The 24,415-nt window shown below is 73.8% G+C and carries 20 protein-coding genes; 10 read left to right on the top strand and 10 right to left on the bottom strand.

What is annotated here, in order from left to right:
• The first annotated feature begins 21 nt into the window (after positions 1–21).
• On the top strand, positions 22–1,710 hold the full coding sequence (locus ACZ6W9_RS26665; protein WP_389956613.1) for an ABC transporter ATP-binding protein: 1,689 nt from the start codon (positions 22–24) through the stop codon (positions 1,708–1,710).
• Positions 1,707–3,455: an ABC transporter ATP-binding protein gene (locus ACZ6W9_RS26660; protein WP_470120213.1), complete on the top strand. Its 1,749-nt coding sequence runs from the start codon at positions 1,707–1,709 to the stop codon at positions 3,453–3,455. Before ACZ6W9_RS26665 ends, ACZ6W9_RS26660 begins: the two co-directional genes overlap by 4 nt.
• A 119-nt stretch (positions 3,456–3,574) precedes the next feature.
• Here ACZ6W9_RS26660 and ACZ6W9_RS26655 read toward each other — a convergent pair whose 3' ends face one another.
• Positions 3,575–3,988: a GntR family transcriptional regulator gene (locus tag ACZ6W9_RS26655; RefSeq protein ID WP_389956607.1), complete on the bottom strand. Its 414-nt coding sequence runs from the start codon at positions 3,986–3,988 to the stop codon at positions 3,575–3,577.
• 248 nt (positions 3,989–4,236) lie between these two features.
• On the opposite strand from ACZ6W9_RS26655, the gene ACZ6W9_RS26650 reads away from it, so the two are divergent.
• The 3 genes from ACZ6W9_RS26650 to ACZ6W9_RS26640 all read left to right on the top strand — a co-directional run bounded on the left by ACZ6W9_RS26650 (position 4,237) and on the right by ACZ6W9_RS26640 (position 5,341).
• Positions 4,237–4,530: a hypothetical protein gene (locus ACZ6W9_RS26650; RefSeq protein WP_470120211.1), complete on the top strand. Its 294-nt coding sequence runs from the start codon at positions 4,237–4,239 to the stop codon at positions 4,528–4,530.
• Positions 4,531–4,550: 20 nt separating this feature from the next.
• Entirely contained in the window at positions 4,551–4,805 is a 255-nt protein-coding gene (locus ACZ6W9_RS26645; protein WP_470120210.1) for a hypothetical protein, read from the top strand.
• Positions 4,806–5,143: 338 nt separating this feature from the next.
• Positions 5,144–5,341 carry a hypothetical protein gene (locus ACZ6W9_RS26640; RefSeq protein WP_389956599.1) on the top strand — a complete coding sequence of 66 codons (198 nt, stop codon included), beginning with the start codon at positions 5,144–5,146 and terminating at the stop codon, positions 5,339–5,341.
• Here ACZ6W9_RS26640 and ACZ6W9_RS26635 read toward each other — a convergent pair.
• Positions 5,338–7,398 (bottom strand): S9 family peptidase, encoded by a 2,061-nt coding sequence (locus ACZ6W9_RS26635; protein WP_470120209.1) that lies wholly within the window; start codon positions 7,396–7,398, stop codon positions 5,338–5,340. The two genes, ACZ6W9_RS26640 and ACZ6W9_RS26635, sit on opposite strands and share 4 nt — an antisense overlap.
• A 183-nt stretch (positions 7,399–7,581) precedes the next feature.
• Here ACZ6W9_RS26635 and mshB point away from each other — a divergent pair, with 183 nt between their 5' ends.
• From mshB to ACZ6W9_RS26620, 3 genes are all read left to right on the top strand, one after another.
• Positions 7,582–8,484: an N-acetyl-1-D-myo-inositol-2-amino-2-deoxy-alpha-D-glucopyranoside deacetylase gene (mshB, locus tag ACZ6W9_RS26630; protein WP_389956593.1), complete on the top strand. Its 903-nt coding sequence runs from the start codon at positions 7,582–7,584 to the stop codon at positions 8,482–8,484.
• A gap of 11 nt (positions 8,485–8,495) precedes the next feature.
• Positions 8,496–8,984 carry a DUF6113 family protein gene (locus ACZ6W9_RS26625; protein ID WP_389956591.1) on the top strand — a complete coding sequence of 163 codons (489 nt, stop codon included), beginning with the start codon at positions 8,496–8,498 and terminating at the stop codon, positions 8,982–8,984.
• 114 nt (positions 8,985–9,098) lie between these two features.
• Positions 9,099–9,551: a hypothetical protein gene (locus ACZ6W9_RS26620; protein ID WP_389956588.1), complete on the top strand. Its 453-nt coding sequence runs from the start codon at positions 9,099–9,101 to the stop codon at positions 9,549–9,551.
• On the opposite strand, the gene ACZ6W9_RS26615 is transcribed toward ACZ6W9_RS26620, so the two are convergent.
• The 8 genes from ACZ6W9_RS26615 to ACZ6W9_RS26580 all read right to left on the bottom strand — a co-directional run bounded on the left by ACZ6W9_RS26615 (position 9,541) and on the right by ACZ6W9_RS26580 (position 22,694).
• Positions 9,541–12,204 carry a penicillin acylase family protein gene (locus ACZ6W9_RS26615; protein WP_389957924.1) on the bottom strand — a complete coding sequence of 888 codons (2,664 nt, stop codon included), beginning with the start codon at positions 12,202–12,204 and terminating at the stop codon, positions 9,541–9,543. The two genes, ACZ6W9_RS26620 and ACZ6W9_RS26615, sit on opposite strands and share 11 nt — an antisense overlap.
• A gap of 237 nt (positions 12,205–12,441) precedes the next feature.
• Positions 12,442–13,821 (bottom strand): cysteine--tRNA ligase, encoded by a 1,380-nt coding sequence (gene cysS / locus ACZ6W9_RS26610; RefSeq protein WP_470120206.1) that lies wholly within the window; start codon positions 13,819–13,821, stop codon positions 12,442–12,444.
• A 136-nt stretch (positions 13,822–13,957) separates the two neighbouring features.
• Entirely contained in the window at positions 13,958–15,811 is a 1,854-nt protein-coding gene (locus ACZ6W9_RS26605) for a sigma factor-like helix-turn-helix DNA-binding protein (RefSeq protein ID WP_470120204.1), read from the bottom strand.
• A 49-nt stretch (positions 15,812–15,860) separates the two neighbouring features.
• Positions 15,861–17,918 (bottom strand): UvrD-helicase domain-containing protein, encoded by a 2,058-nt coding sequence (locus ACZ6W9_RS26600; protein ID WP_389956579.1) that lies wholly within the window; start codon positions 17,916–17,918, stop codon positions 15,861–15,863.
• Between the two features lie 3 nt (positions 17,919–17,921).
• On the bottom strand, positions 17,922–20,207 hold the full coding sequence (locus tag ACZ6W9_RS26595) for a hypothetical protein (protein WP_470120202.1): 2,286 nt from the start codon (positions 20,205–20,207) through the stop codon (positions 17,922–17,924).
• A gap of 110 nt (positions 20,208–20,317) precedes the next feature.
• On the bottom strand, positions 20,318–21,067 hold the full coding sequence (locus ACZ6W9_RS26590) for a class I SAM-dependent methyltransferase (RefSeq protein ID WP_389956574.1): 750 nt from the start codon (positions 21,065–21,067) through the stop codon (positions 20,318–20,320).
• Between the two features lie 237 nt (positions 21,068–21,304).
• Complete coding sequence (locus ACZ6W9_RS26585) at positions 21,305–22,381, bottom strand: ABC transporter substrate-binding protein (protein ID WP_470120200.1); 1,077 nt, start codon at positions 22,379–22,381, stop codon at positions 21,305–21,307.
• A 136-nt stretch (positions 22,382–22,517) separates the two neighbouring features.
• Positions 22,518–22,694: a putative acetyltransferase gene (locus tag ACZ6W9_RS26580; RefSeq protein ID WP_362946561.1), complete on the bottom strand. Its 177-nt coding sequence runs from the start codon at positions 22,692–22,694 to the stop codon at positions 22,518–22,520.
• 161 nt (positions 22,695–22,855) lie between these two features.
• On the opposite strand from ACZ6W9_RS26580, the gene fdxA reads away from it, so the two are divergent.
• Positions 22,856–23,182: a ferredoxin gene (fdxA, locus tag ACZ6W9_RS26575; RefSeq protein ID WP_389956567.1), complete on the top strand. Its 327-nt coding sequence runs from the start codon at positions 22,856–22,858 to the stop codon at positions 23,180–23,182.
• 152 nt (positions 23,183–23,334) lie between these two features.
• Complete coding sequence (gene dapC, locus ACZ6W9_RS26570) at positions 23,335–24,414, top strand: succinyldiaminopimelate transaminase (RefSeq protein WP_389956564.1); 1,080 nt, start codon at positions 23,335–23,337, stop codon at positions 24,412–24,414.
• Position 24,415 lies beyond the last annotated feature (1 nt).

The following is a 24,415-nucleotide window of genomic DNA, read 5'->3' as shown; positions in this document are numbered from 1 at the left end:
TCTTGTCAGGCTATGAGAGCCATGCGCTCCTTACCTGTCGCCGATCCCGGCACTCCTGACGCCCGCAGTCCGTTCCGGTACCTGTGCTGGGTCGCCCGCAACCAGGCCGGCCCCCTGCTCATCGGCGCCGGGTACTCCACCCTGTGGTGGCTGGCGATGGCGTTCGTGCCCATGGTGATGGGCAGGGGCATCGACGCCGTCCGGATCCGGGACACCTCCGCCCTGCTCACCTGGGGCCTCGTGCTGCTGGGCCTCGGCGCCCTCCAGTCGGCCGCCGGGATCCTGCGCCACCGGATGGCCGTCTACAACTGGCTGGCCGGGGCCTACCGCACCGTCCAGGTCACCGTACGGCAGGCCACCCGGCTGGGCGCGACCCTGCCCAAGCGCATGTCCACCGGCGAGGTCGTCAGCGTCGGCAACTCCGACATCGCCCACATCGGCAACGCGATGGACATCCTGCTGCGCGGCAGCGGCTCGGTCGTCGCCGTCGTCGCGGTGACGGTCATCCTGATCGGCACCTCGCTGCCGCTCGGCCTGACCGTGCTCGTCGGCGTCCCGGCCATGGCCCTCGCCGTCACGCCGCTGCTGCGCCCGCTGAACCGGCGTCAGCACGCCCATCGCGACCTGACGGGCGAGCTGTCCACCCGCGCCGCCGACATCGTCGCCGGCCTGCGGGTGCTGCGCGGCATCGGCGGCGAGCAGGTCTTCGCCGACCGCTACGTCACCGAGTCCCAGCGGGTACGGCGGGCCGGCGTGCGGGTCGCCTCGGTCGAGTCGCTGCTGGAGGGCGCGCAGATCCTGCTGCCCGGCCTGCTGATCGCCGCGGTCACCTGGCTGGGCGCGACCTTCGCGACGCGGGGCGAGATCACCGTCGGCCAGCTCGTCGCCTTCTACGGCTACGCCGCCTTCCTGATCACCCCCCTGCGGACGCTCATCGAGGCGGCCGACAAGTTCACCAAGGGACACGTCGCCGCCCGCCGGGTGGTGCGCATCCTCTCTCTCGAACCCGAGGTGGACGGCGGCGCCGCGACCTCCCCGGGCGGACTGCTGCGCGACGTGGCCTCCGGCGTCGCCGTACGGCCCGGCACGTTCACCGCCATCGCCGCCCCCACGCCCGAGGAGGCCGCCGTGATCGCCGACCGGCTCGGCCGCTACCGCGACGGCGACGTGGACTTCGGCGACGTGCGGCTCGACACCCTGCCGATCGCCGAGGTGCGCCGCCGCATCCTGGTCGCCGACAACGACGCCGCGCTCTTCGCCGGAACCCTCCGCGACGAGCTGGACATCGCCGGCACGGCCTCCGACGACGACCTCGCCGACGCGCTGTACGCCGCGTGCGCCACCGACATCGTCGACGCGCTGCCCGACGGCCTCGACGGGCACGTCGCCGAGTCGGGCCGGGAGTTCTCCGGCGGCCAGCGGCAGCGGCTCCGTCTGGTCCGGGCGCTGCTCGCCGACCCGGAGGTGCTGATCCTCGTCGAGCCCACCAGCGCGGTGGACGCCCACACCGAGGCCCGCGTCGCCGACCGGCTGGCCAAGGCGCGGGCGGGCCGTACCACGCTGGTCTGCACGACCAGCCCGCTGGTGCTCGACCGCACCGACCACGTGATCTACGTCGAGGGCGGCGTGGTGCGCGCCCAGGGCACCCACCGCGACCTCCTCGCCACCACCCCTGCTTACGCCGCCGTCGTGACCCGAGGAGAATCGTGAGTAAAAAAATCCTCCCGGTCGCGGGGGAGGCGCAGGTCCGCGCCTACGCCCGCCGGCTCACCCTGAAGTACCCGCGCGCCCTGTCGCTGGCGCTCGGCCTGCACGCGCTGGCCGCCGTCGCGGGCCTGGCCGTGCCGTGGCTGCTGGGCCGGCTGGTCCAGGACGTGCAGGACGGCACCGGGGTGAACGTCACGGCGGTCGCGCTCGGCATCGCCGCGTTCCTGGCCGCCCAGGCGGTGCTGATCAGGTACGCCGTCTACGCCTCCTCCGCGCTCGGCGAGAAGGTCCTCGCCGAGCTGCGCGAGGAGTTCGTCGGCCGGGTGCTCGACCTGCCGCTGTCCACCGTCGAGCGGGCCGGCTCGGGAGACCTGATCTCCCGCATCTCCCGCGACGTCGACTCGCTGTCGCGCACCGTACGGCGCGCCGTGCCCGAGACACTGATCGCGCTGGTCACCTGCGTGATCACCATCGGCGCGCTGCTGGTCGCCGGGCCGCTGCTGGTGCTGCCCTCGCTGCTGGCCGTACCGGTCCTGTGGTTCACCACCCGGTGGTACCTCAAGCGGGCGCGCGACGGCTACCTCCGTGAGAGCGCCGCCTACGCGGACATGACCGACGGCCTGGCCGAGACGGTCAACGGCGCCCGCGCCGTGGAGGCCCTCGGCCTGCAGGAGCGCAGGCACCGCCGTACCGACGACGACATCGCCCGCTCCTGGGCGGCCGAGCGCTACACCCTGGGCCTGCGCACGGTCTGGTTCCCCGCGGTGGAGATGGGCTACGTCATCCCGATCGCGGCGACCCTGGTCATCGGCGGCCTGTTCCACACGAACGGCTGGGTCACGCTGGCCCAGGTCACCACCGCGACCCTCTACGTCCAGCAGCTCATCGACCCGCTGGACCGGCTGCTCATGTGGATCGACGAACTCCAGGTCGGCGGCGCCTCCATGGCCCGCCTGCTGGGCGTCGCCGAGGTGCCCGACGACCGCGCGCCCGGCGCGCGCGTCCCGGACGGCGAGGAGATGCGGGCCGACGGCGTCCGCTACGCCTACCGCGAGGGCCACGACGTCCTGCACGGCATCGACCTGGTGGTCCGGCCGGGGGAGCGGCTGGCCATGGTCGGCCCCTCCGGCGCGGGCAAGTCCACGCTGGGCCGGCTGCTCGCGGGCGTCCACGGCCCGCGCGACGGCGAGGTCACCGTCGGCGGCGTCCCGCTGGTCGAGCTGCCGCTGGACGGCCTGCGCGGCCACGTCGCCCTGGTGACCCAGGAGCACCACGTCTTCCGGGGCACCCTGCGCGACAACCTGCTGATCGCCCGTCCGGACGCCGACGACGACGCCGTCCACGCGGCGCTCGCCGCGGTGGACGCCGCCGAGTGGGTCGCGGCCCTGCCCGACGGCCTGGACACGGTCGTCGGCTCCGGCGGCCACGCGGTCCCGCCCGCCCACGCCCAGCAGATCGCCCTCGCCCGGCTGGTCCTGGCGGACCCGCACACGCTGGTCCTGGACGAGGCGACCTCGCTGATCGACCCCAGGGCCGCCCGCCACCTGGAGCGGTCGCTGGCCGCCGTCCTCGACGGGCGTACGGTGATCGCCATCGCCCACCGCCTCTACACGGCGCACGACGCCGACCGGGTCGCGGTGGTCGAGGACGGCCGGATCAGCGAACTGGGCTCCCACGACGAGCTGGTCGCGGCGGGCGGCTCGTACGCCGCCCTGTGGAGCAGCTGGCACGGCACCCCGCGCCGGTGAGGTGATCTCGGCGACCTCCACGTCAGGTGCGATGCTCGAAATGAGGAATTCTCATCCGGTAGGCATTGGTCTCAAGTGGCTCCTGATGCTTTTTGCCGGTGATCGTGGTGTGCGTGGGCTTAGCTCTGGGCGTCGATTTTGAGGATGGTCCGGTCCCCGGGAAGGAGGCGGGTCTCTCCGTCCGGCTCGGTGATGACCAGGACGGGTACGCCTTCGGCCACGCCGAGCTGCTTGCGTTCCGGCTCGGTCGGCATGCGGGCGGTGACCTGAGCGCCCGGGGCCAGCTGAACGATGACGGCCTCGCCGGCATCGCGGACCCGTGAGCCTCGTAGCTCGGTCACGATCAGTCCTTCTCCTCTGAGTACGGCCATGGCCCTGCGGACGGAGTCGCGGGAGATGCCGAACTCGGCCACGTAGTCGCTCTCCGCGGGGAGCCTCTGCCCCGGGCGGAGCCTTCCCTCTTCGATGCGTGCCCGGATCAGGTCGGCGAGCTGCTTGTAGACCGGGCGGTCGGCGCTGGGGTCGATGGCCATGGCATCGAAGTTACGTAGCAGTGTACGTAGTTACGGTTGCAGGTACGTACGTATGTAGCCACATTCGATGAGACGTGACCTCGTCTTGAGGAGTGGGCCATGACACTTCAGGAACCAACGCCCTGCCCTACGGAGCAGGCCAGACGGCTCAATGTGGATGTGGCCGCCACGAAGAGCAGATGATTCCCGCACGGGACACCCCGACAGGGACAATGGTGACCGCTTTCTCCCTCGGTGAGATTGAACCGGTGGATGCCGCTGAGGCGCTCCGCGCCGCTCTGGCCGAGCATGAGATCACCGCCGACGTTCACGACGGGTACGGCCTGGCGGTGGTGTCGGTGTGGGTGGACCTGCTCGTCTGGTGCGACGGGCGGTGGTTCTGGTGGCGCACCGAATGGAACGCCCGCCAGCGCTGTCCCGTCTACGCCGGGCATTCGGCGCTGGAGCCCGCCAAGGCCGCCCGGCGGGTCGCCCGGCGCTATGCCGACCTGCGCCGCGAGCACCCGACGGAGCCGGAGGAGCGCGGCGCATGCCCGCGGTGAGCCACTGTTTAAGCCCCCACGTGGCACGGCCACAGCACGGCTGCGAGCGACTGGTGTGGCGGGCGCCGTACCGATCGCTGGTACGGGTACGGCCGGTGGCCTGGACCTGCCCCTGCCGGGCGACGGTCTATGAACTGTGCCTCGGCGGTGGGCGGGCGTTCCTACGCCGGGCGGTCCAGCTCACCGGCGCACCCCACGTCCAGGAGACCGCGCCCAAGACGATCATCGAGGCTCAGGCGGTCTGGACGGCGGTGCTGTCCGGGCACGCCTGCTGAAAGACGGGCGGGGCGGCGGGAAAGGAGGGATCTCGCCGCCCCGCCTGCCGGGAGCCGTCCCACACGGCTCCCGGCCCTCGGCCTCCCCCGCCCATGCGGACCGCGCAGTCTCACGACCGGTCTCGGGAGCGGTGTCCGTCGCCCCCGTCGGTCACCGCTCCGCGCGTTCCCCGTAGACGGGACCGGCCTTCCCCGGAGACACCGGCGGTCCGCAGGGGCGGGGGAGGCGCGCAGGTTCCCTCGATCCGGGACCTGGAAGCATTCGACCGGTTGAGCAGCGGGTTCGAGGCGGGCCATAGCCTGTCCGCTCCAGAGGAACACGCCAGGAGGAGCGCCGCGTGGGTGGATACGTGCGGTGGAAGGACGTCCGGGCCGAGCATGTACGGCGGGCCGGCGGTGAGGAGGCCGTCCGAGCCGGGAAGCGGGAACTCCTGGCCGAGGTCCGGGAGTACGCGGCACGCCGGGAGAAGGCGGAAGAGGACCCGCCGGTCCCGTCCGTCGCGGAGGGGCCGGCGGGTTCCTCGCCGGGCCGTTAGCCCAGGGCCTTCTTGAGGAAGTCGACCTGGAGGAGCAGGAGGTTCTCCGCCACGACCTCCTGGGGCGTCATGTGGGTGACGCCCGACAGCGGCAGCACGGTGTGCGGGCGGCCGGCCGCCAGCAGGGCGGACGACAGCCGCAGCGTGTGCGCGGCCACCACGTTGTCGTCGGCCAGGCCGTGGATCAGCAGCAGCGGACGCTCCAGCTTCTCGGCGTCGGCGAACAGCGACGACGCCTCGTAGTGCCCGTCGCCCGGCTGACCGAGGTAACGCTCGGTGTAGCAGGTGTCGTACAGCCGCCAGTCGGTCACCGGGGCGCCGGCCACCGCCGCGTGGAACACGTCCGGGCGGCGCAGCACCGCCAGCGCCGCCAGGAAGCCGCCGAAGGACCAGCCGCGGATGGCGACCCGCGACAGGTCGAGGTCGTCGGGGAACCGGGCGGCGGCGCCGTGCAGGGCGTCCACCTGGTCCTCAAGGGGCGCGGTGGCCAGGTCGTTGAGGATGGCCCGCTCGAAGTCGGGCCCGCGGCCCGGGGTGCCCCGGCCGTCGGCCACGACCACGGCGAAACCCTGGTCGGCGAACCACTGGCTGGTCAGGTAGGCACCGGAGGCGGCCAGCACGCGCTGGGCGTGCGGCCCGCCGTACGGGTCCATCAGGACCGGCAGCCTCGCCGAGCCGGGCTCGTGCCCGGTCGGGAAGATCACGGCGGTGGACAGGTCGCGCTCGCCCGCCCGGATCAGGGAGACCCGCAGGTCCAGGCCGGGCCGCTCGGCATAGGAGGGGATGTGGCCGCACTGCCTGCCGTGGTGCAGGACGGTCGTCATCGCGCCTTCGAGGTCCATCGCCTGGGCGGTGAGCACGAGGGTGCCGCCCGCGGTGTGGCCGCTGTAGACGCCGCTCCCGGCCGGGCTGACCAGGGTGATTCGGCCGTCCCGGTAGGCCCACAGGGCGATCTCGGTGGGCTCGCCGCTCGCCCGGAACAGCACGGTGTCGCCCTCGATGTCGAGGACCTCGCGGACCTGGAGCGTGGCGGGGGTGACCGGCTCGTCGCCGACGAACAGGCGGTGGCCGCCCTCGGAGGCGGCGACCCAGACCACGGACCCGTCGGTGAGACGGCCGGGCACGCCGGTGTAGACCTCCACCCAGGCCGGGTCGGTGTCCTCCCGCAGCGGGGTGGTGGCGCCGGTGGCCGGATCGACGGCGAACAGCCGCTTGGACCGCTGGTCGCGCGGCATGGTGACGATCATGGGGCCGTGGGCGTCCCAGACGGCGTTGACGAGGTACTCGTCGGTGAACGGCACGGCGACCCGCGAGCCGTCCAGGGACAGCACGAACAGCTCGACCTTCGCGTTCGGCGTGCCCGCCGACGGGTAGCGCTGCTCGACGGCCGGGCGGGACGGGTTGGCCGGGTCGGCGATGTGCCACAGCTCGACCGGTGAGACGTCGGCCCGCTCGACCAGCAGCGCGTCACCGGCGGGGGACCACCAGTAGCCCCGCATGCGGTTCATCTCCTCGGCGGCGATGAACTCCGCCAGGCCGTACGTCACCTCGGGCGCCTCCGGCCGGGCCAGCACGTGGTCGACCTCGTCCTCCAGGTCCTGGACGTGCAGCGCGCCGCCGGTGACGTAGGCGACGTAACCGCCGTCGGGCGACACCCGCGGGTCGATCACCGGCCCGGCGGTCTTCAGCCGGCGCACCCCGCCGGTCCTCAGGTCGGCGGCGTACAGGCTCCCGGAGAGCGCGAAGGCCGCCGTGGTCACCGCGGCGTCGGTGCTGTAGCCGACGATGCCGCCCGCCTGCTCCCGGCTGCGCTCCCGGCGGGCCCGCTCCTCGGGCGGCAGGTCCTCCTCGCCGCCCGCCAGGGCGCGCGGGTCGGCGATCAGCCGCTCCCGGCCGCCGGCGACGTCGTACTCCCACAGGCAGGTGACCGGGTCGGATCCGCCCTTGGACCGCAGGAAGACGACGCGATCCCCGCCGGGGGCGATGGTGAAACCGCGCGGCGCCCCGAGGGTGAACCGGCGGGTCCTGGCGTGAAGACGAGGAAAGCTCTCACTCATGTGAGCCATCTTGCCAGCTCCGCCTTCCCGGGGCGGAGGTGCCGCCGGACGTCCGGGCGTACCTCGAGGACCGGCGCGCGTCCGCGAGGACCGGCGGGACCCGGCGGGCGGGATCCGGGGAGGCCGCCGGGAGCGGCCGTGTCGGTGCCGGGCGGGGATCGGGCGCCGGATAACCTCTGAGCCATGACTGACCGGCGCCTGCTGCTCGTACACGCCCACCCCGACGACGAGTCGATCGGCACCGGAGGCGTCATGGCCAGGTACGCCGCCGAAGGCGCACACGTCACGCTGGTGACCTGCACGCTCGGCGAGGAGGGCGAGGTCATCCCGCCGGAGCTCGCGCACCTGGCGGCCGACCGCGACGACGCCCTCGGCGGGCACCGCGCCGGGGAACTGGCCGCCGCCTGCCGGGAGCTGGGGGTCGCCGACCACCGCTTCCTGGGCGGCCGGGGACGCTGGCGCGACTCCGGGATGATGGGCGTCCCCTCCAACGACCGTCCCGGGGCCTTCTGGCGGGCCGGTCTCGACGAGGCCGCCGGGGAGCTGGTGAAGGTCATCCGCGAGGTGCGGCCCCAGGTGCTCGTCACCTACGACGAGGACGGCTTCTACGGCCATCCCGACCACATCCAGGCCCACCGCGTCTCCTGGCGGGCCTTCGAGCTGGCCGCCGACCCGGCGTTCGGCGAGGGCGAGCCCTGGCGGATCGCCAAGTTCTACCTGACGGCGGTCGCCCGCTCCACGACGCGCCGGGCGGTCGAGGCGATGCGGGCGACCGGGACGCGGTTCCGCGTCGAGGACGCGGACTCGGCACCCGGCCGCGCGGACGAGGAGATCACCACCGAGGTCGACGTCCGCGCGTACTTCGGGCACAAGCTCGCCGCGATGCGGGCGCACGCCACCCAGATCACCGTGGACGCCCCCTGGTTCGCCCTGTCCAACGACGTCTGCCAGGAGGTGGCGAGGGTGGAGCACTTCGTGCTGCGGGCCGGGGCCTCGGGCCCGGCGACGCCCTCGCTGCCGGTCGAGGCCGGTGGCCTGGGGGAGCCGTACAAGCTGGAGGACGACCTGTTCGCCGGCATCGACTAGCCTCGATCCCCATGGACCCCATGCCCGCGCAGGACGCGCAGGAGCGGAACCCGGCCCGGCGGGGGCCGTCGGAGGCGACGGTCACTGCGGCGTCGTACGGCGTGCTCGTCCTGTTCGGGCTCGTCTCCGGGGTCGTGGGCGCCTTCCAGCACTCGTGGTATCTCTGGCCCGTCCCGATCTCGGCCGTCGGCTGCGTCGCCGTGCTGTTCGCCGCCTGTCACGTCGGCGGGCGGATGACGGGCGGGAAGCTGGGGGCGCTGACGCCCGCGGCGGCCTGGCTGGTGGTCACGATGATCTGGATGGGCCGGCGGCCCGAGGGCGACGTCGTCATCGCGGACGACCTGTCGAGCTACGTCTACCTCTACGGCGGCCTGCTCGCGGCGCTGGTCGCGGTCCTGCTCACCCCGTCGACCCGCGGCGGCTCGTGGCTGCTCACCCAGCGCTCCCTCGGCGCCGGCCCGGCCGGACGGGCCCCGGGGGAGCGCGGCACCGGTTCCTGACCGACCGCCGTCGGGCGTCCCGCGGAGCCCATTTCCGGGCCGCCGTCTCCCGGTTGCCGGGGCCATACCGGACGGGCCGTGACGGGGATTCGGAGGGGGCGCACAATGTGCGGTATGCGGCGGTTGTATCGGGTACGGCGGGCGGTCAACTACGCGAACCTGTCCACGCCGCTGGGGCTGCTGGTGGCGCGGGCGGGCCGGGCCAGGACCGCGCCGGGCCCCGGCGGGCTGGTCCTCGCCCACGGCTACCGCCTGCCGTTGCCGATCGCGGGCGCGTTCACCGTCGGCAACGTGGTGCTGACCAGGCACGACGAGGGCTACCTCACCGGGGCGCTGCTCCGGCACGAGGCCCGGCACACCTCGCAGTACGCGGCCTGCCTGGGCCTGCCCATGCTCCCGGCGTACGGCGTCGCGGCCGTGGTGTCCCTGCTGCTCAGCGGCCACCAGGCGGCCTGGAACGTCTTCGAGCGGCTGGCCGGCCTGGAGGACGGCGGCTACCCCCGCCGCCCGCCGCGCTGGCGCCGGTCCCGCCCGCCGCGGGACCGGCCGGGATCCGTCAGGGGTTGAGCGTCAGGGTGTGGGTGGCCGCCTTCTTCACCGCCTCCTCGTGGAAGGGCATCGGGACGGTCCTCCCGTCGGCCCACAGCGGCGCCTGGTCGGCGTAGTTGTCGTGGAAGGCGTGCCCCGACGCCCCGGTGAGGTTGATCCACTGCGACCTGTCCAGGTCCGACAGGTCGACCACCATGCGCATGGAGGGCACCGTCTGCACCGAGTAGTCCTTCTGGGCGTCCCACCCGGCCGCGTCGACCGCGTCCTTGCTGCCGCCCACCGCGAACGGCCCCCGGTTGAACAGCCACTCGATCGGGGCGATCCCCGAGGTGCCGAAGGTCTGGTTGGTGAGCGTCAGCGTGTGCAGGTCGCCCCAGCGCCAGGCCCTGACGTCCGGGCCGAGGCGGTCGCGCAGCTCGTCGTAGGCCAGGGCCATGGCGCTCCGCAGCATGTCGTCGCGGGTCTCGACGCCCTTGGTGCGGGAGTCGTCCCAGAACGGGTCGTCGGGCGTCTCCAGCATGAGGCGGACCACCTCGAACCAGCGGTCCCCGCCGGTCGGCCGGGCGCCCTCGGGCAGGTCGTCGTTGAACGTCTCGATGAGCAGGTGCCGCCAGACGGCGTTGAAGTACATCGCGGGCCCGGAGTCGGCGCCCTGGGAGTAGTCCCAGTCGCTCAGCAGCTCGCGGGCGTCCGCGGCGCCGCCGGCCACCTTCACGTCCAGCAGTCTGGGCACCAGGACGGGGGCGAAGCCGTTGCGGCTGTCCTTCTGGATCTCGCCCATCGTCGAGGCGTCCACCTTGCCCTTCTTCAGCTCGTCCTTCAGCCGGTCGGCGATGCGCTGGGAGCGGTAGCCGTACGACCAGTCCTTGGTGAGCAGGTTCGGGTAGCGCTCGGGGTCGATGACGGCGTTGTTGGCCGTCACGATGTAGCCCTCGGGCGGGTTGTAGGCGCTGGGCAGCTCGTCGAACGGGATGACGCCCTTCCAGGAGTACTCCCCGGTCCAGCCCGGCACCGGCCAGGTGCCGTCGCCCCGGCTGCGCACCGGGATGCGGCCGGGCGCCTGGTAGCCGATGTTGCCGTCGACGTCGGCGTAGACGAGGTTCTGCGCGGGCACCTCGAACCTGCTCGCCGCGGCGCGGAACTGCTGCCAGTTGCGGGCGGTGTTCAGCTCGAAGATCGCGTCGGCGGTCCGGCCGGGTTCGAGCGCCGTCCACTTCAGCGCCACGGCGTCGGCCTTCTCCCCGAAGGCGGAGTCGGCGCCGGTCATGGTGTCCTTCACGTCGTCCATGACGTCGGACACGATCGGCCCGTGCATGGTCTCGCGGACCTTGAGGCGGACCGGGTCGCCGCCCGCCACCCGGATCGTCTCGGTCCTCGTGGTCAGCGGCTTCCAGGCGCCCATGTACTGGTAGGTGTCGTCCTTGGTCCGCTCCAGGTACAGGTCGGCGACGTCGGGCCCGAGGTTGGTGAAGCCCCAGGCGATCCGGTCGTTGTGGCCGATGATCACGCCGGGCACGCCGGAGAAGGTGAACCCGGTGACGTCGAACGGGCACCCGGCGTTCACCGTACGGCAGTGCAGTCCGGCCTGGTACCACACCGAGGGCATGTTGGCCGACAGGTGGGGGTCATTGGCCAGCAGCGGCTTGCCGGACCCGGTGTGCGAGCCGCCGACCACCCAGGAGTTGGAGCCGATGCCGCTCGGGTCGGCGCTGTCGCCCATCAGGTTCGGCACCGCCCGCAGTACCCGCGAGGCGCGGGCCAGCGCCTCCACCCCGGTACCGGCCGGCGCACCCGTGCCCGCGGCGTCGGCCGGCGTGCCGGCACCCGTGCCCGCGTCGGCCGGGGCGCCCGGAGCCGTTCCGATGCCGGGCGGCGCGCCCGCGCCCGTGCCGGTGTCCGTCCCGGCGCCGGACCGCGTGGCGGCGTCCTTGTCGCCGGGCTCCCGGTTCTGGTCGAACTCACGGTCGGTGACCGTGCCGCGGGTGACGATCGGCTGGTGGGCGCCGAAGGGGTAGCCGGGCCAGAGCTGCCCGACCCGGTCGGCGGACAGCCTGCTCGCCGCGATCGCCCGGCCGATCTCGGAGTCCATGTTGGAGCGCAGGTCCCAGGCCATGGCCTTGAGCCAGGCGAGGGAGTCCACCGGGGTCCAGGGCTCGGGCTTGTAGCCGAAGTTGGTGAGCTTGAGGACCGCGTACTCCAGGCTCCGGTCGGCGAAGCCCCGGTTGCGCTCCATCCAGGAGTTCACGCCCTTGGCGTAGGCGTCGAGGTAGCGCCGGGTCCGCTCGTCGAGCAGCGGCAGCTCCTTCTCGGCCACCCTGCGCCAGCCCATGGTGCGGATGGCCTTGTCCTCGGGCAGGGTCGCCGAGCCGAACATCTCCGACAGCCGCCCGGCGGTCACGTGCCGGCGGAAGTCCATCTCGAAGAAGCGGTCCTGCGCGTGCACGTAGCCCTGGGCGAGGAGGAGGTCCTCGGCGGAGTCGGCGTATATCTGGGGGATACCTGACTTGTCGCGGTAGACGGTGACCTTTCCCGACAGGCCGTCCACCTTCAGATCGCCGGAGAGCTGGGGGAAGGACGAGCGAACGGCCCATACGCCCACCCCGGCGATGACGACCGCGAGTACCACCACGACGGTGAACGCCCGAGCCAGCCACCTGAGCGGCCGGGGCATCCAGGCATACGGCCGGAACCTCACAAAGACCTCCTATGCGACGTGCTCGAACAAGTTTGGCAGCACCCTGGAGCGGGAGCGCCGCTTCCGAGCCCGCCGGGAGAGCCGTTCACAGGCCGGCCGGCAGCGCGGTCCGGGACCTCACCGCGACGAACGCCCTGGCACCCGGCGTGCGGGACCTCTGTCCGGCCCTCACGGGCCCTTCGGGAACCGGGTGGAGCGCGAGCGGTCCGGCCCTCAGGACCAGATCTGGCCCTGCGGGGTGTCGGCCACCCGTACGCCCAGGGCGGCCAGCTCGTCGCGGAGACGGTCGGAGGCGGGCCAGTCCCCGGCCTCCCGCGCCCGCTCCCGCCGGTCCAGCAGCTCGGCGGCGCCCGCGGGCAGGCTCGGGGCCCGGCCGATCTCGGACGCGAGGTCCAGGGCGAGGATCCGGTCGAGGTGGAGGAACGCCTCCAGCCGCGAGCCCGGCGCGATCGACTCGTCGCGCTCCAGCTCGCGCAGGAGCCGCAGGGCCAGCGGGGTGTCCAGGTCGTCGTCGAAGGCGTCCTCGATCGCCGAGACCCGCTCGGCGGGCATCGGCCGGCTCGGCGACTCCGACCACCCGGCCACCCGGGAGCGCCAGCGCCGCAGGGTGCGGTCCGCGGCCCGCAGGACGTCCCAGGTGAGGTTCATCTGACGGCGGTAGGGGTGCTCCAGCATCGCCAGCCGTACGGCCAGCGGATCGAGACCCGCCTCGGTGACGTCGGAGAGCAGGACGGCGTTCCCCGTCGATTTGGCCATCTTGCGGCCCTCGAAGAGCAGGTGCTCGCCGTGGACCCAGTGGGCGACCACCTCGCGGCCGGCGGCCGCGTCGGACTGGGCGCGCTCGTCCTCGTGGTGGGGGAAGCGCAGGTCGATCCCGCCGGTGTGCACGTCGACGCGCTCGCCGAGGAAGCGCAGCGACATGGCCGAGCACTCGACGTGCCAGCCGGGGAAGCCGCGCCCCCAGGGCGACTCCCAGGTCAGCTCCCGGTCGGCGGGCTTCCACAGCGCCCAGTCGGCGTGGAAGCGCTTGCGCTCGTCGACGCCCGCCACCCGGTGGCCTGGCCGCAGCCGGTCCAGCCGGTTGCCGGAGATCTCGCCGTAGGAGGGGAAGGAAGCGGCGTCGAAGAAGACCGACCCGTCGGGCGTGGCGTAGGCGTGTCCCTTCTCGATCAGCTTCGCGATCAGCTCGATCATCGCCTCGATCGTCTCGGAGGCGCGGGGGGAGTGCTCCGGCGGCCGGATGTTCAGGGCGAGGGTGTCGGCGCCGAACGCCTCCTCGTAGGACCGCGCGAGTTCGAGGGCGGAGCGGCCCTCGGCCCGCGCCCGGGCCAGGACCTTGTCCTCGCCGGTCGGGTCGATCTCGGCGTCGTCCACCAGGTGCCCGACGTCGGTGATGTTCCGGCAGACGACCACCCTGACCCCGCGCCGCTCGCAGACCCGGCGGATGAGGTCCGACAGCAGGTAGGACCGCAGGTTGCCCAGGTGCGCGTGACGGTAGACGGTCGGCCCGCAGGTGTACATGCGCATCGAGCGGGCCCCCTCGGCGAGGACCGGCTCGACCCGGCGGTTCCGCGTGTCGTACAGCCGCAACATGCCCCGAGCCTAACCGCCGCCCGCGCGCGGCGGCCCACCCGCCCGGGACCGTACGGCGCCACCCGCGGGTACGGCGCCGCCCGCGGGTACGGTCCCGCCCGCGGGCGGGGCCGGGCGGAAGGACCGCGAACCGGGCTCAGGCGGCCGTGCCGTCCAGCAGGGCCAGGATCTCCCGGTCGCCGCGCTCGCGCAGCCGCGCCAGGACCTCGTCGCGGCCCGAGCCCTCCGGCAGGCCGATCCGGGCGCCGATCAGCCGGACGCCCTCGGCCTCGGAGGCGACCGGGGCGGTGTAACCGATCAGGTGGAGCGCCCGGTTCAGCGACGGCAGGGTCGACGGGGCGGCCGGCAGGAAGCGGGTCAGCAGCTCGCCGCCGTCGGAGACGGTCAGGAAGACGTGGTCACCCTCGGAGGCGTTGGCCGCCACCAGGATCGGGCGGATCGACCCCATCGTCGGCTGGTTGTGCCAGCTGATCACCACGTCGCCCGAGGGGGTGGCGGCGGTGAGCTGACCGCCGGGGGCCATGCCCAGGTGGGCGGCGAACCCGGTGGGCAGCGGGGAACCCGAGCCGCGCAGGTGCTCGGCGTTGATGTCCACCCGGTGCCACCAGCGCCCGTCGCGGCTGCGGAAGCAGCGCCGGGTCGCCGAGACGTCACGGCGCGGCTGGTAGTCGGTCTGCTCGGCGCCGGCCACCCGGATCCATCCGCGCTGGGTGCGCTCGAAGCCGGGGCCGCCCGCGTAGGCGCGGACCGAGCTCTCGCTCACGTCGTAGCGGGAGGTGAGGTTCGCCACGATCGTGTTGACCGACTCCTCGCCGCCCGCCCGCTCGATCTCCCGGGCGATCATCTCCCGGATGCCGAGGTACTGGTCGCCGCCCCAGCGGGCCAGGCCGTACCTGTTGCGGTCGAGCCGCAGGAACCGGTCGTCGGCGGTGAGCTGGTTGCGGATGCCGACGAGGCTGTAGTCCTCGCCGATGCGCTCCTGGATCTCCTCGGGCGTCAGCGCGCTGCCCGCCACCGCGAGCACGGCCTCGGCCTTGTCGTTGACGCTGCGCGGCCACGGCACCACGTGGTTCTCGAAGACCCGGAGCTGCGGCACGGAGACGAGCCAGCGCTCGGCCACGTCCTCGCGGATGCCGAGCTGGCTGACCAGCGTGACGGCCTCGTCCAGCGGACGGGGGCCGTCGGCGAACAGCTGCCGGGTCTTCTCACGCAGCTCGTCGGCCCCGCCCGCGACCAGCCAGCCGTCCACCTGCTCGTAGCCGGTCAGCAGGGTCCGCACGAACCGCCAGGCCGGGATGCCCAGCGTGGCGAGGTCGGTGCGGTGCCACGGCACCGCCGCGGCGAGGTCGTCGGCGGGCACGGCCGAACCCAGCCGGCCCCGCAGCCACGACACGTGGGCCATCAACGGCGCGGCGCCCTCGCCGGCCAGCCACGCCTCGACGTGGTCGCGCAGGTCCCGCTCGATCTGCCGGATGCGCTCCCGGGTCACCGAGAACCGCTGGGCCAGGTCGTCGAGCGTGGCGCGCTGGGAGGCGTAGAGGCGGTCCCTGGCGATGGCGCGCTGCCGCTCGTCCAGGTCGGCGAACACCTCGTCGATCAGCTCCGGCAGCGGCCGGTCCTGCCGGGCGGGACGCTGCCGGGCCGCGGCGCTCTCCGGGGTGACCGGTTCGAGCAGCCGTTCCAGCACCTCGGTGAACAGCCCGTGCACCGCCTCGCGGCCGAGCCCCTCGGACATGCGGACGCTGGCGGCCGGATCGGCGAACCTGAGCAACGGCAGGACGTCACCGAGCGTCAGATGCCCCCAGCACGTCAAAGCGAGATCGGCCAGGCGTCCTGAGACCTCGGAGGTCCCGATGGCGGCGCATGCCCGGTCGAGCGGTAGCGCCTGCCACCACGCCTCGGGGAGACGGGGATCGGTTGCGATCGGCGCCACCTGGCCGGGGGAGGTCCAGCGCAGGGGTGGCACGATGTCGCTCAGGCTGAGGTTCATTGGGGTCCAACCGCAAAAGGGGAAGATATCCGCAGTCCAGAATAGGTAGTCAGGTGGGAAGGAAGGGACTGGCGCGTCCCGTGTGAGACACGTAGAGCAGCTCTCTGGCCCGGGTGCAGGCCACGTAGAGCAGGCCGCGTTCGCGCTGCAGATCGTGCGCCCGCGCGGCGGGATCCTCCGCGGCGGGGGTGAGCGCTCCGGGGGCGGGCACGATCCCGTCGGCCACGCCGATCACGGCGACCCGCCGGAACTCCAGACCCTTCATTCCGTGCAGTGTCGTCACTCCCACCCCCAGATCGCGCAGCGCGGCCCGGGCGTCGCGCACCAGACCGGCGGTCCTGGCGGCCACCCCGATCTCCCGCGGCGGCACGCCGTCCCGGACCCACTCTCTCACCTGGACCACCAGACCGGTCAGTTCTTCCTCCGGCGAATCGTAGGCCCGCACCATCGGGCGGGGCCCGTGGCCGGGCGAGCGGAAACCGTACATCTCCTGGACGCCGGCCACCAGGCCGTCGGCGGGCCCGCCGCCGCGCAGCCGCACCGCCCAGGCGAGGATCTCCTGCGGCAGCCGGTGCGACACCCGCAGCCGCGTCGTCACCGCGTCGATGCCCACCGAGCCCAGCGGCACCCGCGTGTCGAGGACGCGCTGGTGGGGGTCGCCGACGATGAACAGGTCGTCGGGGGCGTACGGCACCGCCGCGCGCAGCAGCCGCCACTGCGCCGGATGCAGGTCCTGCGCCTCGTCCACCACGATGTGCCGGTACGGCTCGCGGACCGGCGCCTCGTCGCCCAGCAGGTCGCCGGTCGTCCGGCCGAGCAGCAGCGACGCCTCCGCCGCGAGCTGGAGCAGGGTGCGCTTGCCCCGCTCCCGCAGCCGCCCGGTGACGTGCTCGACGGCCCGCCACACGGACTCCCGCTCCTCGGGCCCGAGGTCCACGCCGCGGCCCGGACGGGGCGCGGCGAGATACTCCTCCATCGTCCGCAGGTTCTGCGCCAGCACCACCTGCTCCCACTCGCGCAGCAGGAACGCCGGGCTGTGGCCGCCGCCGCTCTCCTCCCAGAGCGCGGCCAGGTCGGCGGAGTCGGCCAGCGCGGGCGCGCGCCCCTCGACCCCGGAGACGACCCGGTGCGCCAGGCGGTCGACGTTGCCGACCTCGATCCGCTCCCGGACCTCCTCGTCCTCGACCAGCAGGTCCAGCCGGGCGGACAACTCGGCGCTCAGCTTCTGCGAGAACGTGACCAGCAGCACCGGGCCCGCGCCGCGCCGGGCCAGGAAGGCGGCCCGGTGCAGGGCCACGAGGGTCTTGCCGGTGCCCGCGCCGCCGGTGACCAGCACCGGCCGCTCGTACGGCCCGTGGTAGGCCAGCCGATGCTGCGGCGGGTGCAGGAACACGCACCAGTCCGGGGCGTCGAGCACGTGGTTCAGCTCGTGCGGGCTGCCGACGAAGACGGCCCGGTCCGGGCTGCGCAGGAGCGCGGCGGCGAGGTCGTCCGGATCGATCGGGCGTCCGTCCGGGGGGACCGCGCGGCAGGCGTCCAGCTCCCGCCACGCCCCGGCCAGCGACTCGCCCCGGGCCAGCGCGGCGAGCGGCTGGTACTGCGTCGGGGGCAGCAGCGGCTCCAGCGCCTCCAGGGCGAGGTCGTCGGTGATCAGCCGGACCAGCGGCAGCAACCGCCGGTCGACGCCCAGCTCGGCCAGGTCGGTGTCGCAGTTGTCGGCGAACAGCCGCGCGGAGGTGGCGGACGCGGCCCGGCGCAGCGCGGGCTCGGCCCGGCCGAGCGCCTCGGCGTCCCACGTCTCGACCACGCCCAGGGCGGTGTTGACCCCGAACCGGTGGCGACGGCCGTAGGCCCACGCCTCGGCGTCGGGCAGCACGGTCAGCAGCCAGTGGACGTCGCGCTGCCTGACCACGACGCCGCGGTGCCCCTCGGCCAGCCGGAGGGTGGCGACCCTGGGGTCGCCGGCCCCCCTGATCCGCTCCGGGTGCGGCGCGCCCGCCACGCCCTGCATGAACCGGCGCACCGCGACGACGACGTCCCGGCGCGCCGGCTGGGCCAGGGCGCCGAGTTCCAGGGGGAACTCCGGGGAGATGGCGAGCCGCGGCATCGGCTACGCCATCAGGGACAGCAGGTCGCGGTCCCCGCGCTCTCGCAGCCGGCTGAGCAGGTCGGGCGAGCTGATCGGTCCCGTCATGCCGACCCGGGTGGCGATGACCCGTACGGCCTGCTCGGGGGTGCCGCCCAGGGCGGTGTAGCCGACCAGCCGGAGCGCCCGGGAGAGCGGCTCGTCACCCGGGTCCGCCGCGGGCAGGTGCCTGGCGCGCAGCACCCCCTCGTCCGACAGCGTCAGGAACAGGTGGCTCCCCTCCTTGGCGCCCACGTCGGCGAGGAGCGGCCCCAGCGACGAGAGGACGGGCCCCTCGCGCCAGCTCAGCGTGACCTCGCCCACCGCGCTGTCGACCGTACGGGCCGCGCCGGGCGACATGCCCAGGTAGGCGGCGAAACCGCTGGGCAGCGGGCAGTCGTCGCCCCGCAGGTGCTCGGCGGCGATGTCGACCCGCAGCCACCAGCGGCCGTCCGGCTGCCGGAAGCAGCGCCGGGTCACCGCGACGTCCTTCAGCGGGCGGAACGGCGACCGGCCCGCCTGCCCCGCCGCGCCGGGCCGTCCTCCGGTCCCGCCGGGCGGCCGGTCCGCCTCCCCGGAGGGGGTGTCCGGCTCCCGGCCCGCGTTCTCCGCCGAGGCCCGCGGCACGGGGGCTCCGGCTCTGTCCCCGGCCTTCGCGTTGGCTTTGTCCCCGCTTTTGTCCCCGCTTTTGTCCCCGGCCCCCTTCGGTTCCTTGGGGCCCCTGGAGTCCTTCGGCCCCCTGGCCTCCTTGGAGCGCCCGGTCTGGGATCCGCCGCCCTGACGCTGGGGGGTCTTCTGCCCGGCGCTGAGGATGCGGAGCTGGGGGACGTTCTCCAGCCACTCCTTGGACACGTCGGGGTGGATGCCCAGCGAGGCGACCAGTGACAGCGCCTTGGTCATGGTCAGCGGCGGCTTCGCCTGGCTGATCACGTCGCGGGTGTGGTGGCGCAGCTCCACGATGTCGCCCTCCACCAGCCACTCGTCGACCAGGTGGTAGCCGTCCAGGGTGGCCAGCACGAACTGCCAGGCCGGCACGTCGAGGGAGGGCAGCTCCCGCCGGTGCCAGCCGGCGGCCGAGACCAGGCGCGACTTCGGAGCCGCCTTGCCGAGGGTCCGCCTGACCTCCGCCAGATGCTCCCGGTACGGCGCCGCCTCCGGCGAGGCGAGCCACTCGGCGAGCCGCCGCCGCAGGTCCGCCTCCGCCTCTGCGATGGCGGCGGGCGGCACCGCGAAGAGCTTGGCCAGCGCCTCCACCGCCGCGGGGTCGTCGCTGAACACCCTGTTCTGCGCGACGGCCCAGCTCCGGTCGTCCAGGTCGGCGAAGGCCGCGTCCAGCAGGGCGGGGAGGTCGGGGGACGCGGGCTCTCCGGCGGGCCCGGCCTGGTCCGCGGCGTCCCCGGCCTGGTCCGCGGCGTCCCCGGCCGGGGCTCCGGCGTCCGCGGCGACCGGTGACGCGGTGACCGGCGGCGCGGCGGCCGGCGACGCCACGGCCGGTGGCACCGCGGGGTCCGGCTCGGCCCCGGCCACGGAGGCCGGCTCGGATTCGGCGGTCGGCTCGGGTCCGGAAATCGGCTCGGGTTCGGAAGCCGGCTCGGCCACGGGGTCCGGTTCGGACTCGGCGGCGGGACCGGCGGCGGGTCCGGGTTCGGCGCCGGGCTCGGGTGCGGCGGCCGGTCTGACGGCCGGTCCGGCGTCGGGAACGGCCTCGGATGCCGGCGCGGGCTCGGGTTCGGCGGCCGGTTCACGTTCGGGGCCGGACACCGGGGCGGCGGCCGGCTCGGGTCCGGCCGCGCGGGCGGGTTGCGGGACGGATTCCGGAAGCGGCTCGGGCCCGGCGCCGGAGACCGGTCCGGCTCCGGTCCGCCCGGGATGGGCGAAGCGGTCGAGCACCGCGCCGAACAGCACGTGCACCACGGGGAACGCCTGAATGAAGGGCTGGTCGCGCAGCTCGCGGCCGGTGAGGGCGAGCAGGCCCGCCCAGGAGCCGGTGCGGTCGAGGGCGATGGCGGTGCACGGCTCGTCCGCCTCGTCGGGGTCCAGGACGTACAGCGCGGGCAGCACGTCGCCCACGGCGGCGGCCGGCCAGTGGTCCAGGGCGATCCGGGCCAGCAGCTCCGCGAGCCGGTCCGGGCCCAGCACGGCCAGCACCCGGTGCAGCGGCAGGCTGCGCCACCAGGCGTCCGGCAGATCGGGCTGGTCGGCCAGCTCCGGGATCGTGCCCGCGTCGCTCCAGCGCAGCGGCGGCACGAGGTCACTCAGACAGAAGTTCATCCGCTCCCCTTCCAGCCCCTCCAGCCGCCCGATCCGCTTCACGTCGCCGGGGAACGAGACTTATGGAACAGACCATAGTCTGGCAAATCACCCCGGCGCATCGGGCCGGTTCAGCGGCGTACGGCCGCGAATCTGAGCCGCACGTAATCCGCCATCCAACCGGTCTCCCGGCGCAGCGCGGGAGCGGCCAGCTCGTTGACCCGGCGCAGCAGCGAATCGACCATCCCGGCGGGGAGCGTGCGGAGCAGTGACCCGGCGAACATCCGCACCCAGCCGGCCGCCCCGTCGGGGCACTCGTCCATGGGGGTCGGCCGGTCGAAGTACTCCAGCAGCCGGACGACGAACCCGCCCCGCTCCAGCCGCGCGGCGTACTCGGCCGGGGTCGGGAAGTACCACGGCAGGTCGGGCTCGGGCAGCCCGTGCTCCCGCCAGGCGGTGGACATCGCCGCCGTCAGCGCGGCGCAGTTGCCCGCGCCGCCCATCTCGGCGACGAACCGCCCGCCCGGGGTCAGCGCCTCCCGCACACTGGCGATCACCGCGTCCGGATCGCGGCCCATCCAGTGCAGCGCGGCGTTGGAGAAGACCGCGTCGTACGGCTGGGCGACCGTGAAGTCGCCGCCGTCGCCGACGATGAAGTCGATCCCGGGATACCGCGCCAGGGCCTTCTCGATCATCGCCGTCGAACCGTCGATCCCCAGGACGCGGGCGCCCCGGGCGGCGATCTCGGCGCTCAGCACCCCGATGCCGCAGCCGAGGTCGACGACCCGCTCGCCCGGCCGCGGGTCCAGCAGGTCGACCAGGGGCGCGCCGTACGCGGAGACGTATCCGAAGCCGGTGTCGTGGGCGCTCCACCTCGTCATGCCGGGGGTGTCGTGTAGCAAGACGTCAGCTCTCTTCCGAACACCACGGGCCTCTTGCCGGTGCTCTCCGGACACTTTAGAGCCTCGGAGATGCCCCGACATGTCAGTCCCGTGAGCCCCTCCGGCCGGCGGACGTCCCGCGAGTCCCCAGGGTTCCACTCCGCGGATCTTCGCCGTGGTGAGGGGCCGCCTGCACGACCGCGGCGGGCGAAAGGTTCCGCACGACGGAACCGCGGGTCAGCCGGTCTTCCTGCCGTCCCAGCGGTGCCGGAGATAGCCCTTGGCCGCGTCGATCTCCGACACGGTGAGGTAGACGGGATCGGCCCTGGTCGCGGGCAGCTTCGCCGCCAGCGCTCCGTCCAGGGCGTCGCGCATCCGCAGGGCCTCCATCCGCGCCGGGCGGGCGTAGCCCTTCATCATGAGGTTCTGGCCCCGGTCGGAGAACAGGAACTCCTCCCACAGCCGCGCGGCGGCCGGGTGCGGCGCGTTCCTGCTGATCGCCTGCACGTAGTAGCCCGCGAGCGCGGTGCCGCCCGGGACGACGACCTTCCAGCCGGGCCGGCCCGCCCCGGCCGCCGCGGCGGCCCGCGTGGCGTTCTGGTAGTCCCAGTCGATGACGGCGTTGGCCGTCCGCTCCCCGGGCGCGAGGTTGCCCGCCTTGCGCAGGCGGTCGAAGAACTCCACGCCCCGCTCCACCTCGGCGCCGCCGTCGCCGAGGGAGACCGCCATCACCCCGCCGAAGGCCGCCGCGGACTGCCGGGGGTCGCCGGGCAGCGCGACGCGGTAGCCGGGCCGCAGCAGGTCGGCGTAGGACGACGGGGCCGCGACCTTCGAGGAGTCGTAGGCGATGGACATGTAGCCGCCGTACGCGGCGTACCAGCGCCCCGCGGGATCCTTGACGCGGTCGGGGACGTCCAGCCAGCCCTGCACCCGATAGGGGGCGAAGGAGCCCGCGTGGGCGGCGGCGACCTCCAGGCTCAGGTCGAACACGTCGGGCTTGAGCCGGCCCGCGGCCTGGATCTCCCGCTGGCTGCTCGCGCCGGGTTCGAGCTGCTCGACCTTGATCCCGTACTCCCGGGAGAAGGTGTCGATGATCTCGCCGTAGTTGATCCAGTCGCGCGGCAGCCCGATCACGGTGAGCGTGCCCTCCTTGCGGGCCGCCTCGACCAGGCGGTCCATGGTCGAGAACCCCTCCCGCATGGAGGCGGCGTCCACCTTGACCGGTGGAAGCGGCCTGGTCTCGGTAGCCGGGGCGCCACACCCGGCGATCGTGGCGACGAGGGCCACGGCGGCGGCGCTGATGCGTACGGTCACCCACCGGATACTCGCCGCGACGCGCGGGGCGGTCGAGGAGGCGCGACCGTTCTTGGGAAAGGGGTTACGCCGGAAAGGGTCCCGGTGTCCCGCGGACGTGCCGCCGGTGCGCGGACGCGGGCCTCGGGGAGCGGGCCTAACCCCGGCGTTCCGGCACCACCCTGGCCGCCGCGAGCGTGTCCTCGGCGATCTCCACCAGGGAGCCGTCGCGCCTGCGCACGCCCAGCGTGCCGCCGTGCCAGAACTCCAGCACGCCCACCGCGTCCCGGAAGCCTTCGGGGACCCGTCGTCGCGTGGTTACCCTTTTTCCCACGTCGGATGGGGTTATGGTGATGACGAGGCGAGCGCCGAGGCCTGGGGCCACTGTTTTTGCCCCCTCCCGTTTCGGACATGTGACGGGCACGGCAATACTAGGGCGTAGCAACCCCGCGGTCGAAGTCGCGCCCAGGTGCGTAAAGGAAGAAGGAGCCCCAGGTGACCTACGTCATCGCGCAGCCTTGCGTGGACGTCCTTGACAAGGCGTGCATCGAGGAGTGCCCCGTCGATTGCATCTACGAGGGTGAGCGCATGCTCTACATCCACCCCGACGAGTGCGTGGACTGCGGTGCGTGCGAACCCGTCTGCCCCGTCGAGGCCATCTTCTACGAGGACGACCTTCCCGAGCAGTGGAAGGACTTCTACAAGGCCAACGTGGAGTTCTTCGAGGAGCTCGGGTCGCCCGGCGGCGCCTCCAAGGTCGGCAAGATCGAAAAGGACCACCCGGTCGTCTCGGTCCTGCCCCCGCAGGCCGAGGACCACTGAGCGAACGCCGGCGGGCGGCGGCGGCCCCTGGCCGCCCCGCCCGGCGAGGTTCCGCCCTCCACGGCGGGGCCGCCCGGCCCCGCCGTGCGGGGCCGCACCGATGACAAGCCGTCTCCCGCGCCGGCGGGGGAGACCTCCAGCGGGGGAGAGCCGTGATCGATCTGCCTGACTTCCCATGGGACCGGCTCACGCCGCTGAAGAAGCTCGCGGGGTCGCATCCCGAGGGGATCGTCGACCTGTCGGTGGGCACCCCCGTCGATCCGGTCCCCGCCCTGGTACGGCAGGCCCTGTCGGACGCCTCCGACAGCCCCGGCTACCCGCTCACCCACGGCACCGAGCGGCTCCGCGCCGCCGCGGCCGGCTGGCTGCGGCGCAGGCACGGGGTGACCGTCGACCAGGCGGACGTGCTTCCGCTGATCGGCTCCAAGGAGCTGGTGGCCTGGCTGCCCACGCTGCTCGGCGTCGGACCCGGGCAGCGGGTCGTCCTCCCCGAGCTGGCCTACCCGACCTACGACGTCGGGGCCCGCCTCGCGGGCGCCGAGCCGTACGCCACCGACGGGCTGCTCTCGCTCGGCCCGGAGCGGGTGCCGCTGGTCTGGGTCAACTCCCCGTCCAACCCGACCGGCAGGGTCCTGCCGGCCGAGCACCTGCGGAAGGTCGTCGCCTGGGCGCGCGAGCGCGGGGCCGTCATCGCCTCCGACGAGTGCTACATCGAGCTGGGCTGGGAGGAACAGCCGATCTCGATCCTGCACCCGGACGTGTGCGGCGGCTCGCACGAGGGCCTGCTCGCGGTGCACTCGCTGTCCAAGCGTTCCAACCTGGCGGGATACCGCGCCGGGTTCGTCACGGGCGACCCCGCGCTGGTCCGGCGGCTGCTGGAGGTCCGCAAGCACGCCGGCATGATCGTGCCGGGGCCGGTGCAGGCGGCGGCCGCCGCCGCCCTGGACGACGACGGGCACGCCGAGGAGCAGCGTGCCCGCTACGCCGCCCGGCGCGCGGTGCTGCGTCCCGCCCTGGAGGCGGCCGGCTGGAAGATCGACCACTCCGCCGCCGGGCTGTACCTCTGGGCGTCCAACGGCGCCGACTGCTGGGCGCAGGTCCGGGAGCTGGCGGAGAAGGGCGTCCTGGTGGCCCCCGGCGACTTCTACGGCCCGGCCGGCGCGTCGCATGTCCGGATCGCGGTGACTGCGACGGATGAGCGGATAAGTGCGGCGGTGCGACGCCTCCAGTAGG

The sequence above is a fragment of the Streptosporangium sp. NPDC053982 genome, assembly GCF_055585205.1.
This window is presented reverse-complemented; position numbering and strand designations above follow the sequence as displayed.